Below are 12,082 nucleotides of genomic sequence, written 5' to 3'. Positions count from 1 at the left end.
ACGAGCGCGAAACGGGCATTTCGGACCCAGGCTCCTTACGAAACGCGGACGTCGACAGCCGGGGGCCGCAGGGGAACGCCCGAGGTGCGAGGCTGGCGGCATGGAGCAGCAACCGTACGAAGGGGCGGGGGCCCGGGTCCTCGTCGTCGACGACGACCCGACCGTCGCCGAGGTCGTCTCCGGGTACCTCGACCGGGCCGGATACGTCGTGGACCGCGCCGGGGACGGGCCCGACGCGCTCGCCCGGGCCGCCGCGCACTGGCCGGACCTGGTCGTCCTCGACCTGATGCTGCCGGGCATGGACGGCCTCGAAGTGTGCCGCCGGATGCGCGGGCGCGGCCCCGTCCCGGTCATCATGCTCACCGCGCGCGGTGACGAGGACGACCGCATCCTCGGCCTGGAGGTCGGCGCCGACGACTACGTCACCAAGCCCTTCAGCCCCCGTGAACTCGTCCTGCGCGTCGAGTCCGTACTGCGCCGCGCCCGCCCGGCCCAGCCGTCGGGAACCCTCCGCGCGGCCGGCCTCACCCTGGACCCCGCGGCCCGTCGCGCCGCCAAGCACGGCATCGAACTCGCCCTCACGGTAAGGGAGTTCGACCTCCTCGCCTTCTTCCTGCGCCACCCCGGCCGGGTCTTCAGCCGTGAGGACCTGATGCGGGAGGTGTGGGGCTGGGACTTCGGTGACCTGTCGACCGTGACCGTCCATGTCCGGCGGCTGCGGGGGAAGGTCGAGGACGATCCGGCCAGGCCCCGTCTGATCCAGACCGTGTGGGGCGTCGGCTACCGCTTCGACACCGCCGCCGACGACGAGGGATGACCATGCGCGACACGATTCTCATCGCCCTCTTCGCCTTCCTCGGCGCCGCCGCGGTCGGCGTCCTCGGCGCGTGCGTGCTGCTGCTGGTCCGGCGCCGCTCGCTCGTCACGCATCTCGGCGTGGTCTCCGGCGTCGCCGTCACCGCGATGCTCGCGGGCACGCTCGCGGTCGCGCAGGCGATGTTCCTGTCCGCGCACGACCTGAAGGTCGTCACGACGGTCGTCGCGATGGCCGCCGTGGTCTCCCTGGCCACCGCGCTGCTGCTGGGCCGCTGGGTCGTCGCCCGCAGCCGGGCCCTCACGCTCGCCGCCCGCTCCTTCGGCGACGGCGGCGACTTCACCTCGCCCGTCGGTCCCGCCACCGCCGAACTCGCCGCGCTCAGCTGTGAGTTGAAGGCCACCAGCGTCAAGCTCGCCGAGTCCCGGGAACGTGAACGCGCCCTGGAGACTTCGCGGCGCGAACTCGTCGCCTGGATCTCGCACGACCTGCGCACCCCCCTGGCCGGCCTGCGCGCGATGTCCGAGGCCCTGGAGGACGGCGTGGCCGCCGACCCCCAGCGCTATCTGCGGCAGATCCGCACCGAGGTCGAGCGCCTCAACGGCATGGTGGGCGACCTCTTCGAACTCTCCCGCATCCACGCGGGCACCCTGACGCTGTCCCCGGCCCGGATGTCCCTGTACGACCTCGTCGGCGACGCCCTCTCGGGAGCGGACGCACTCGCCCGCCAGCACGGGGTACGGCTCGTCGGCGCCGGCGTCGAACCGGTGCCGGTCGAAGTGGACGGCAAGGAGATGAGCCGGGTGCTGGGCAACCTGCTCGTGAACGCCATCCGCCGCACCCCCGCCGACGGCACGGTCGCGGTCGCCGCCGAGCGCGGCCCCGACGGGGTCGTCCTGTCCGTCACCGACGGCTGCGGGGGCATCCCCGAGGAGGACCTGCCCCGTGTCTTCGACACCGGGTGGCGCGGCACGCATGCCCGGACCCCGCCGGCCGGCGCGGGTCTCGGCCTCGCCATCGTGCGCGGGATCGTGGAGGCCCACCAGGGGCGGGCCACCGTGCGCAATGTCATCGGCGGCTGCCGCTTCGAGGTGACGCTGCCGGCTGCCGAGGCGTGAGGGATCACTCGGCCTCCGCGAACTCCCGCATCCCCTCCTCGAACCCCACCTCCGCCTTCCACCCCAGCTCCGCCCGCAGCCGCGCCGAGTCGGCCGTGATGTGCCGTACGTCCCCCAGCCGGTACTCCCCGGTGACGACCGGGTCGGGACCGCCGTGTGCGGAAGCCAGCGCCCGGGCCATCTCGCCGACCGTGTGCGGCTCGCCGCTGCCGGTGTTGTACGCGGTCAGCGCGCCCGCGCGTGAACTCGCCTCCAGTGCCGCCACGTTGGCCGCCGCCACATCCCGTACGTGGACGAAGTCCCGCCGCTGACAGCCGTCTTCGTAGACCCGCGGGGCCTCGCCGCGGGCGAGCGACGAGCGGAAGAAGGAGGCGACGCCCGCGTAGGGGGTGTCGCGCGGCATCCTCGGCCCGTACACGTTGTGGTAGCGCAGCGACACCGCGCAGCCGTCCGTGGCGCGTGCCCACGCCGCCGCCAGGTGCTCCTGGGTGAGCTTGGTCGTCGCGTAGACGTTGCGCGGATCGACCGCGGCGTCCTCGCCGACCAGGCCGGGCGACAGGCCGGCCCCGCACTCCGGGCAGCGCGGCTCGAAGCGTCCCGCTTCCAGGTCGGACACGGAGCGCGGACCGGGCCGGACCACCCCGTGCCGGTCGCAGGTGTAGCGGCCCTCGCCGTACACCACCATGGACCCGGCGAGGACCAGCCGCCGGACACCCGCGTCGGCCATGGCGGTGAGCAGCACGGCCGTACCGAGGTCGTTGCGGGAGACGTACTCCGCCGCGTCGGAGAAGTCGACGCCGAGGCCGACCATCGCGGCCTGGTGGCACACCGCGTCGATGCCGGTGAGGGCGTGGCGGACCGCGGAAGGGTTCCGTACGTCCGAGGCCGGGTCGGCGCGGACGTCGTAGACGAGGGGCTCGTGCCCGTGGGCCCGCAGGGCCTCGACGACATGGGACCCGATGAATCCGGCACCGCCGGTGACCAGTACACGCATGCGGCCACGCTAGGGCCGTGAGCGGGCCGGACGACCCGGCCGCGCCCGGCACGTCACGGCTTCGTAAGACTCGCCGGGCTCAGCGGAAGCGCCACCGTGAAGACCGTCGCCCCGGGCCCGCTGCTCAGCTCGACCGTGCCGCCGTGCGCCGCGACCAGGGAGCGGGCGACCGCGAGGCCCAGGCCGCTGCCGCCGCGGTCGCGGCTGCGGGCCTTGTCGACGCGGTAGAAGCGGTCGAAGACCCGTGCGTGGTCGCCGGGCGGGATGCCGGGGCCCGCGTCCGCGACCCGCACCAGTGTCCGGCCGGGCTCGACGGAGACCGTCACGGTCACCTCGGTGCCCGCCGGGGTGTGCACGGCCGCGTTGGTGAGGAGGTTGTCCAGGACCTGGCGGATGCGCTGCGGATCCAGGCGCAGCGGCAGCGTCCCGGGGCCCGCCGCCACCGTCAGCGGATGGTCCGGATGGCTCGCGCGGAACGCGTCGGCCGCGTGGTCGACCAGCTCCACCAGGTCCGCCTCAGTGATCCGCAGCGGCGTCTCCACCTCGGCCGCGTCCAGACGGGCGAGCAGCAGCAGGTCGTCGAGGAGAAAGCCCATCCGCGCGGCCTCCGCGCGCAGCCGGGCCAGGTGCTTGTCGCGTTCCTCGGGGGCGTTGGCGGCGGCGTACTGGAAGAGGTCCGCATAGCCCCGTACGGACATCAGCGGGGTGCGCAGCTCGTGCGAGGCGTCCGCGACGAAGCGGCGCAGCCGCTGCTCGGCCTCCGCGCGGACCGCGAGGGAGTCGTCGATGTGCTCCAGCATCGTGTTGAACGCCGTGCGCAGCTCGTCCACCTCCGGGCCGCCGTCCCGGCCGTCCGCGCGCAGCGGCAGCCGGGCCGCCGACTCGGTCAGGTCGTGCGAGGTGATGCCGTGGGCGGTGGAGGCCATGTCGCTCAGCGGTTGCAGCCCCCGCCGCAGCAGCTTCCGGCCGAACACCACCAGCGCCAGCACCGCGAGGGCGAACGCGATCACCTGCACGGTGATCAGCCGGTCCACGGTGTCCTCGATGTCCTCCATGGGCGCGGCGCTGACCAGCACCACCCCGGGCTCGACCTCGCAGGCCCGCAGCCGGTAGACGCCCTTCCCGTCGATCTTCACGGTGCGCAGCAACTCGGTGTCGGAGTGCGCCATGCGTTCGGCGAGTGCGGTGAGGGGGCCGGTGTCGTCCGGGATGTCGGCGGGCCGGCGCAGGACTGCCGATTCGCCCGACACGTCGTACACCGCGGTGAACCAGCCCCAGTACGGCTTCTGCTGCACCGTGCCGTTGGCCTCGGCGTCCTTGGACTGCACGGTCTGGACGACCTTCAGCTGGTAGCCCAGCTGGCTGTCCAGGTAGTCGCGCATGTACATCGTCAGGGCGTAGCCCACGACGGCGAACACCACCAGGGACAGCGCACCGAGGCCCAGCGCCAGCCGGGTGCCCAGGCGCAGCCTGCGGTAGGTCCGGCGCAGGCGCCGGAGGGTTCCCTTCACTCCGCGGCCTGGCGGACCACGTAGCCGAAACCACGGACGGTGTGGATCAGCGGCGCCCTGCCGGCTGCGGCCTCATCGGGTCCGTCGAGCTTGCGTCGCAGGCGGCTGACGACCAGCTCCACGACGTTCGAGCGGCCCCCGAAGCCGTACTCCCACACGTGGTCCAGGATCTGGGCCTTGGTCAGCACGGTCGGCGACTTGCGCATCAGATACCGCAGCACCTCGTACTCGGTCGGCGTGAGCGTCAGCAGCCGCTCACCGCGCCGCACCTCGCGGGTGTCCTCGTCCATCGTCAGGTCCGCGACCTGGAGGACGGACCGCTGGAAGCCGGGCCCGGCGCTGCGCCGCAGCACGGTCCGCAGCCGGGCCATCAGCTCCTCCACCGCGAACGGCTTGACCAGGTAGTCGTCCCCGCCCCGGGTCAGCCCCGCCACCCGGTCGGCGACCGCGTCCCGGGCCGTGAGGAACACCACCGGCACCATCGTCCCGGAGCGCCGCAGCCGGTCCAGCACGCCGAAACCGTCGATGTCGGGCAGCATCAGATCGAGCACCACGATGTCGGGATGGAACTCCGCGGCACGGCTCAGCGCCTCCTCACCCGAGTTCGCGGTGACGGCGTCCCAGCCCTCGTAGCGGGCGACCGTCGCCACCAGATCGGCGATCGGCGGGTCGTCGTCCACAACGAGGAGTCGTACTTTGTCCACCTGCACATAGTGCGTCACGCCGCCGCCCCGACCAGAGGGGGGCCGCCACCGCGGCCACATCGATAACCACTTGAAAGTCGTACGACAGTAAATCGACAGCTCCCGCCGGAGAAGCTCGGTTACCCAGGACCCGGATCAAGGAGCTCTGTCCGTGACGACCGTCCAATCGCCCCCTGCGCCCCCCACGGCGATACGCCCCAGGGTGGTGGCCCGCACGGGTCTGTACGCCGTGCTGGCCGCGAACGTGGCCGTGGTGACCTTCTTCTTCACCCAGGCGGGATTCGCGTCGAACGCCCTCATCGTGCTGGGCCGCCTGGCCGGTCTGTACGGCGCGCTCCTGATGGCCTTCCAGCTGCTCCTGGTGGCCCGGCTGCCCTGGCTCGACCGACGTATCGGCATGGACCGGCTGACCTCCTGGCACCGCTGGACCGGCTTCGGCATCCTGTTCACGCTGCTCGCGCACGCCGTCTTCATCAGCTTCGGCTACGCCGAGTCGTCCGACATGGACCCCGTCAGCCAGCTGGTCGACCTCGCCGAGACCGTCGAGGGCGTGCTCCGCGCGGTCGTCGCGCTGGCGATCATCATCGTGGTGGGCGCGGTCTCAGGCCGCTACGCCCGGCGCCGGCTGGCCTACGAGACCTGGCACTTCATCCACCTGTACACCTACGTCGCCGTGCTGCTGGCCTTCACCCACCAGGTCGCGGTGGGTACGACCTTCACCTCGTCGTCCGCCGCCACGACGTACTGGTACGGCGTGTGGAGCGTCGCGCTGACCTCCGTGTTCGTCGGCCGTCTGGTGCTCCCGCTGTGGCGGAACCAGCGCCACCAGCTGCGCGTCACCGCCGTCGTCCCCGAGTCCGACAACGTCGTCTCCGTCTACATGGCCGGCCGCGACCTCGACCGCATGCCCGCCCGGGCCGGCCAGTTCTTCCTGTGGCGCTTCATGACCCGGGACCGCTGGTGGCAGGCCAACCCGTTCTCCCTGTCGGCCGCCCCCGACGGCCGCACCCTGCGCCTGACCGCCAAGGCCGCCGGCGACGGCAGCGCCTCCCTGCGCCATGTGAAGGTCGGCACGCGCGTCTTCGCCGAGGGCCCCTACGGCGCCTTCACCGCGCTGCACCGCACCCGCCCGGAGTCGGTGCTGATCGCGGGCGGCGTCGGCGTCACCCCCATCCGCGCCCTCCTGGAGGAGCTGGACGGCCACGCCGTCGTCATCTACCGCGTCGCCACCGACCGGGACGCGGTCCTCTACGACGAACTGCGCGAACTCGCCCACGCCAAGGGCTGCGAGCTGCACCTGGTGACCGGTCCGCCCGTCCCGGACAAGCTGGCGCCGGCCGAGCTGGCCCGGCTGGTGCCGGACATCGCCGACCGGGACGTCTTCCTGTGCGGGCCGCCGCCCATGATGAACGCGGTGCTGGGCAGCCTGCGCGAGCTGAACGTGCCCAAGCCGCAGATCCACTTCGAGCGTTTCAGCCTGGCGGGATGAGGAAGTCACCGTGAAGCGAGCCATACCTGTCGTCGTCCTGAGCATCGCGGGCCTGGTCCCCGTCTGGCTCTACGAACCGTCGGCCGACACCTCCACCGTCCAGGTCGCCACACCCGCGCCTTCCGCGTCCTCCTCGTCCTCGTCCTCGTCGGGATCCGCCAACGTCGTCTCGGGTACGACGGTCGACACGGAGAAGGGCCCCGTCCAGGTCCAGGTGACCTTCGCGGGCCAGAAGATCACCGCCGTCAAGATGCTCCAGCAGCCGAACCACCCGCAGACGACGGCCGCGGTGCCGAAGCTGATCGCAGATCACCGCCGTCAAGATGCTCCAGCAGCCGAACCACCCGCAGACGACGGCCGCGGTGCCGAAGCTGATCGCGGCGACGCTTCAGGCGCAGAGCGCGGACATCGACACGGTGTCCGGTGCGACGATCACGACCGAGGGCTACAAGGAGTCCCTCCAGGCCGCGATCGACGCGAAGGGCGCCTGACCGTGCACCGCGTCGAACACGTCATGGGCTTCCCGGTCTCGCTGCGGATCGACGACGAGGGCATCTCCGAGTCCGCCGCGGACGCCGTCTTCGCGTGGCTGCACGAGGTCGACGTCCGGTTCAGCCCCTTCAAGCCCGACAGCGAGGTGTGCCGGCTCGACCGGGGCGAGCTGCCCGACCGGGACATGAGCGCGGACCTCCGGGAGGTCCTCGACCTGTGCGAGGAGTACCGGGACGCCACCGGCGGCGCCTTCGACGTACGGCTGCCGGGGCGCGGTCTCGACCCGTGCGCGGTGGTGAAGGGCTGGTCCGTGCAGCGCGCCGCCGACCTCCTCCGGGCGGCCGGCGCCACCCGCTTCTGCCTCAACGCCGGCGGCGACGTCGTCACCGCCGGCGGGCCCTGGCGCGTGGGCGTACGGCACCCCGAGCACGCCGACAAGCTGTGCACGGTGCTTCAGCTCACCGACGGGGCGGTCGCCACGTCCGCCCGCTACGAGCGCGGCGACCACATCCTCGACGGGCGCACCGGACGCCCGGCGACCGGACTGCTCTCGCTCACCGTCGTCGCCTCCTCCCTGACGATCGCCGACACCACGGCGACCGCCGCGTTCGCGATGGGCGCGGAGGGCGTCGAGTGGGCCTCCGAACGGCCCGGCTGCGAGGTGTTCGCCGTGGACGCCGAACGCCGGGTGCTCCGTACGCCGGGCTTCCCGGTGGCGCCGGCCCAGTCGCCGGCGGCGTAGAAGGGGCCGATTCCACCGGCTGACGAGACGGGACGGCGGCGGCATCATGTCCAAGGACATGCGAGTGCCGTCGCCGGCCTCATGGGGCCGCGCAGTCGGGGGAGCGGCGCGTGACGTGGCTCGGACGAGGGCGGGCGCCCTGGTGGACCGAAGGTTTGAGCGGCGAGGAGTGGGCCCGCGGCGCGCCCTGTATGCAGCAGGTGCTGCGTGAGTACGGCGGCGGCACGTCGACCCGATGACGGCGCACCGGTGTCATCGCGCCGGCGACGGATTCAGGGAACCCGATCAGGTTCTTCCTCGGCCCGCTGCTGCACCACACCAAGCACCCCGATCCCGATGTCTGGACCGGCGGCATCAGGCGGGAGTTCGCGTTCCAGGCCGAACGCACACCCCAGGTCCGGTGGGCCACGAGGGACGAGGAGCGGCTGCGCCCGCGCCTGCTGCCGCTGGTCCTGCCCACCCGGGAGGTCTCCGGCATGACCGACGCCCTGGTCCGCAGATGGTCGGACCGGGTGACGGCGGTTCTCTGCCAACGGCACCCGGAGGGAACGCGATGGGTCAGCCACGACCAGGCGAGGAGGGTCGGAGCGGACCCCGCCGCGTTGTGGGACGCCGCCCTGGCCAACGTACGCGCCGAACTCCTCCGGCTGGAGACCGTCGCGGGGGACGGCGGTGCGGCGGACCTGGCCTTTGCCACCGGGGACGACCGGTTCGGCCTGGGCCATCTGCTCCGGCTCGGCGAACTGATCCAAGGACCGGCCCCGCACGGGGTACTGGTGGGGATCCTCGGAGCACCCGGCCTCTTCGCGTTCCACAAGGTCGTACGACGCCGCGAGGCCGAGGCGGCGGTGGAGGCGCTTCGGCGGTTGAGCCCGGACGGCCGCCACGACACGTCCTTCACCGGCGTCTTTGCCGTGCACTGGTGGAGGGGCGGCGGCCCGAACGACACGGAGGAGGTGGCACCGAGGGCCGAGCTCTCCCCGCGGATGGCGGAGATGCTGGACGGGCTGCCGGACTGACGCGACGACGCCCCGCCGCGTCGGAAGGATGCGGCGGGGCGTCGAGGGGGGGAGGGGGCCGGCGTCAGCCGACGTCGGAGGCGTCCAGGCGGTACAGGCCGCTGTAGTCGGTCACGGCCGTTCCGTTCGCCTTGACCCAGGTGGAGACCGCGGAGTCGGTGCCGCTGCCCTGCCCGCTGTCACTGATGACGATGTAGTGCAGCTTGCCCGACTTCACCAGGCTCTTGAGCTTGGCGAGGGTCATGGCGTTGTCGCTGCCGGACCAGCCGCCCATGGAGATCACGGGCTGACCGGACTCCAGGATGATCGAGGACGCGGTCTGGTCGGTGGCCACCGCCACCAGCCAGGTCGCGCCGTCCTGGTTCTTCTTCAGGTACGTGATCATCTCGGACGAGACCTGGGTGCCGCCGCCCATGCCACCGCCGCCGGTCTGTGCGGTGCCGGACTCCGAGGACGAGGTGCTGCCGGACGGGGGCTGCCCCGTGGACTGCCCGTCGGAGGTGCCGGAGCCGGAGCCGGCGTTTCCGGTCTCGCTCGGCGCGCTGCCGCTGGGCCGCTGGCCGCCGCCCATGCCACCGCCGCCGCCCATGCCGCCACCGGTGTTCGGCCCGGCCGTGGGGTTCGTGCCGTTGGTGCTCGCGGTGGCCGCCGACACCGAGTACGCGGCGGGACCGGCGAGCAGGGCCACGACCGCCGCCAGGGCGGCGACCCCCATCAGCCGCTGCCGCTTGGTGAACCGGCCGACCAGCAGCCCGATCACCGCGGCCGCACCCGCGACCCCGGCCACGACCTCCGCGGCCGTGTACAGCGTCCCGGAGCCGGAGACCCGCTGGAGCAGGACGACCGCCCAGACCGTGCTGCCCGCGACCGCGGCCGGCAGCACCCAGCTCCACTTCGCCGCCGAGCCCTCCTGGAAGGCCCGGTAGAGCATCACGGCGCCGATCCCGGCGAGGGCCGCGATGCCCGGAGCCATGGCGGTGACGTAGTACGGGTGGAAGGTGCCCTCGGCGAGCGCGAAGGTCAGGTAGTGCAGGACGAACCAGCCGCCCCAGAGCATCAGCGCAGCACGCTTGGCGTCGGTACGGGGAGCCCGGCCGCGCAGCACGAGTCCGCCGGCCAGGGCGACGAGCGCGAAGGGGATCAGCCAGGAGATCTGGCCGCCCATGATCTCGTTGAACATGCGGTAGAGGCCGGCGTCGCCGCCGAAGCTCGCCCCGTTGCCCTGCGAGCCCACCGAGGAACTCGCCCCGAAGATACGGCCGAAGCCGTTGTAGCCGATGACCAGGTCCCAGACCGTGTTGTCGGTCGAACCGCCGATGTAGGGGCGCGAGGACGCCGGGATCAGATCGACGACCACCATCCACCAGGCGCTGGAGACGACCAGCGCGACCGTGCCGACGGCGAGGTTGCGAACACGGCGGCCCAGGCTGCCCTTCGCGGCCCACAGATAGACCAGGAAGAACGCGGGCAGGACGACGTACGCCTGCATCATCTTCGTGTTGAACGCGAAGCCGATCGCGACGCCGGACCACACCAGCGGCATCAGCCGCCCGGTGCGCACGGCCTTCATCAGTGCGGCCGCGCCGAGCAGCATCAGGAAGACCAGGACCGGGTCCGGGTTGGTGTCCCGGGTGATGGCGACCGTGATCGGGGTGAGAGCGAGCGCGAGGGCGGCGATCGTGCCCGCCACCGGCCCGAAGTCCCGCTTCACCATGCGGTACAGCAGGGCTACCGAGCCGACGCCGACCGCGACCATCGGCAGCGCCAACTGCCAGGTGCCGTAACCGAAGACGCGGGCGGAGAGGCCCATCACCCACAGTGCGAACGGCGGTTTGTCGACGGTGATGAAGCTGCCCGAGTCGAGCGCGCCGAAGAAGAACGCCTTCCAGCTCTTGGTGCCGCTGTAGACGGCGGCGTTGTAGAAGGTGTTGCCGGTGACGGAGGACAGGTTCCAGGCATACAGGGCCGTGGCCAGCACCAGGACCGCCCACAGGGCGGGGCGCGCCCAGCGGGGGTCCTCGGGGGCGCCGGTGAAGAACCTGCGGGTACGGGCGGCGAGGCCGCCGCCGGCCGGCGGTTCCACCCGGTGCCGGGGCCCGCCGTCCTGGACGGGCGCGGGCGGAGGGGCGAGGGTTGTCATGACGCGTACTCCAGGTTCGCCTGGTGGGACGGGTGGTCGGAAGCGGTGCGGGCGGAGGGGTCCGTGCCGCTGGGCAGGACCCCGGGGGACGTGCGGGCGGCCGGGACCTGCGGGGCGCTGGTCCGGCGCGGTACGGCGGTGATGCGGGCGCGGCCGGTGACGGTGGCGCGCAGCATCCGGCCGATGCCCCTGAGGTCGTCGACGGCGGTGCGCACGATGTCGACCCGGCTGTCGGGGTCGTCGACCCAGTCGACCGGCACCTCGTGGATGCGCAGGCGGTTGCGCTGGGCCAGGACCAGCAGTTCGGTGTCGAAGAACCAGGCGTTGTCCTCGATGTGCGGGGCGAGGGCCCGGAAGACGTCGGAGCGTACGGCCTTGAAGCCGCACTGCGCGTCCGAGAAGCGGGCCGCGAGGCCCACCTTGAGCAGCAGGTTGTAGGAACGGGAGACGAACTCCCGCTTCGGGCCGCGGACGACGTCCGCCTGGTGGTGCAGACGGCTGCCGATCGCGAGGTCGCTGTGGCCGGAGAGCAGGGGTGCCACCAGCGGCAGGAAGCCTTCGAGGCCGGTGGAGAGGTCGACGTCCATGTAGGCGACGACATCCGCGGACGACCGGCTCCAGACGTGCTTCAGGGCGCGGCCCCGGCCCTTCTCCTCCAGGCGCACCGCGTGCACGTGGGGGAGCCGGAGCGTCAGGCCGGTCGCCACCGGCCAGGTGGCGTCCGTGCTCGCGTTGTCCGCGACCGTGATCCGGAACGGGAACGGGAAGGACGTTTCGAGGTGTGCGTGGAGACGGCCGATGCTGTCGGCGAGGACGTGTGCCTCGTTGTGGACCGGCACCACGATCTCGACCGACCGCTGCCGGACGCCTCCCGCGTTCGTTTCGTTCATGTCAGTGACCATCGGGGCCGCTTCTGGGGGATCCCTGAGGCCGCTCTGAGGGAAAGGTGAGAATCAGCGGACTCACAGCTTGCGCACAGCGCGGTGACGCCGGATGCCAAGGGTGCGGCCCGGGAGGTGGGTCGAGCGGGGGCGGCACGGGCCGCCGGGGACGTGATCG

General features: G+C 72.4%; 10 protein-coding genes and 1 pseudogene. 6 read left to right on the top strand and 5 right to left on the bottom strand.

The features are described 5' to 3' along the window. Positions 1-100: 100 nt before the first annotated feature. Both ADK57_RS28515 and ADK57_RS28510 read left to right on the top strand, forming a co-directional pair. Positions 101-817: a response regulator transcription factor gene (locus ADK57_RS28515; protein WP_053752470.1), complete on the top strand. Its 717-nt coding sequence runs from the start codon at positions 101-103 to the stop codon at positions 815-817. 2 nt (positions 818-819) lie between these two features. Further along, complete coding sequence (locus tag ADK57_RS28510; protein ID WP_053752469.1) at positions 820-1,932, top strand: sensor histidine kinase; 1,113 nt, start codon at positions 820-822, stop codon at positions 1,930-1,932. Positions 1,933-1,936: 4 nt separating this feature from the next. Here the strand turns inward: ADK57_RS28510 and ADK57_RS28505 are convergent, their stop codons facing one another. The 3 genes from ADK57_RS28505 to ADK57_RS28495 are packed head-to-tail and all read right to left on the bottom strand — an operon-like array spanning position 1,937 to position 5,201. After that, on the bottom strand, positions 1,937-2,926 hold the full coding sequence (locus ADK57_RS28505) for an NAD-dependent epimerase/dehydratase family protein (protein WP_053752468.1): 990 nt from the start codon (positions 2,924-2,926) through the stop codon (positions 1,937-1,939). 53 nt (positions 2,927-2,979) lie between these two features. Then, on the bottom strand, positions 2,980-4,437 hold the full coding sequence (locus ADK57_RS28500; RefSeq protein ID WP_053752467.1) for a sensor histidine kinase: 1,458 nt from the start codon (positions 4,435-4,437) through the stop codon (positions 2,980-2,982). Next, positions 4,434-5,201, bottom strand: a complete 768-nt coding sequence (locus ADK57_RS28495) for a response regulator transcription factor (RefSeq protein ID WP_078973390.1) — start codon at positions 5,199-5,201, stop codon at positions 4,434-4,436. The genes ADK57_RS28500 and ADK57_RS28495 overlap by 4 nt, the downstream gene beginning before the upstream one ends. A gap of 91 nt (positions 5,202-5,292) precedes the next feature. On the opposite strand from ADK57_RS28495, the gene ADK57_RS28490 reads away from it, so the two are divergent. The 4 genes and pseudogenes from ADK57_RS28490 (at position 5,293) to ADK57_RS28475 (ending at position 8,883) form a co-directional block, all read left to right on the top strand. After that, positions 5,293-6,630 carry a ferric reductase-like transmembrane domain-containing protein gene (locus ADK57_RS28490; protein ID WP_199830699.1) on the top strand — a complete coding sequence of 446 codons (1,338 nt, stop codon included), beginning with the start codon at positions 5,293-5,295 and terminating at the stop codon, positions 6,628-6,630. 10 nt (positions 6,631-6,640) lie between these two features. Further along, positions 6,641-7,121: pseudogene (locus ADK57_RS52595) on the top strand (FMN-binding protein). Positions 7,122-7,123: 2 nt separating this feature from the next. After that, positions 7,124-7,864, top strand: a complete 741-nt coding sequence (locus ADK57_RS28480; protein ID WP_053752464.1) for an FAD:protein FMN transferase — start codon at positions 7,124-7,126, stop codon at positions 7,862-7,864. Positions 7,865-8,340: 476 nt separating this feature from the next. Further along, positions 8,341-8,883, top strand: a complete 543-nt coding sequence (locus tag ADK57_RS28475) for a hypothetical protein (RefSeq protein WP_053752463.1) — start codon at positions 8,341-8,343, stop codon at positions 8,881-8,883. A 64-nt stretch (positions 8,884-8,947) separates the two neighbouring features. On the opposite strand, the gene ADK57_RS28470 is transcribed toward ADK57_RS28475, so the two are convergent. Both ADK57_RS28470 and ADK57_RS28465 read right to left on the bottom strand, forming a co-directional pair. Next, positions 8,948-11,023 carry an ArnT family glycosyltransferase gene (locus ADK57_RS28470; protein WP_053752462.1) on the bottom strand — a complete coding sequence of 692 codons (2,076 nt, stop codon included), beginning with the start codon at positions 11,021-11,023 and terminating at the stop codon, positions 8,948-8,950. Continuing rightward, positions 11,020-11,913 (bottom strand): glycosyltransferase, encoded by an 894-nt coding sequence (locus tag ADK57_RS28465; RefSeq protein ID WP_053752511.1) that lies wholly within the window; start codon positions 11,911-11,913, stop codon positions 11,020-11,022. Before ADK57_RS28465 ends, ADK57_RS28470 begins: the two co-directional genes overlap by 4 nt. Positions 11,914-12,082: the final 169 nt, after the last annotated feature.

Source organism: Streptomyces sp. MMG1533 (genome assembly GCF_001279775.1).
Lineage (GTDB): Bacteria > Actinomycetota > Actinomycetes > Streptomycetales > Streptomycetaceae > Streptomyces.
Note: the sequence above shows the minus strand (reverse complement) of the source record. Positions and strands in the feature narration are given on the sequence as shown.

Coding starts and splice junctions, on each gene's coding strand:
- ADK57_RS28515 (WP_053752470.1), top strand. CDS start 101: ATGGAGCAGCAACCGTACGAAGGGGCGGGGGCCCGGGTCCTCGTCGTC.
- ADK57_RS28505 (WP_053752468.1), bottom strand. CDS start 2,926: ATGCGTGTACTGGTCACCGGCGGTGCCGGATTCATCGGGTCCCATGTC.
- ADK57_RS28470 (WP_053752462.1), bottom strand. CDS start 11,023: ATGACAACCCTCGCCCCTCCGCCCGCGCCCGTCCAGGACGGCGGGCCC.
- ADK57_RS28475 (WP_053752463.1), top strand. CDS start 8,341: ATGACCGACGCCCTGGTCCGCAGATGGTCGGACCGGGTGACGGCGGTT.
- ADK57_RS28510 (WP_053752469.1), top strand. CDS start 820: ATGCGCGACACGATTCTCATCGCCCTCTTCGCCTTCCTCGGCGCCGCC.
- ADK57_RS28495 (WP_078973390.1), bottom strand. CDS start 5,201: ATGTGGCCGCGGTGGCGGCCCCCCTCTGGTCGGGGCGGCGGCGTGACG.
- ADK57_RS28465 (WP_053752511.1), bottom strand. CDS start 11,913: ATGAACGAAACGAACGCGGGAGGCGTCCGGCAGCGGTCGGTCGAGATC.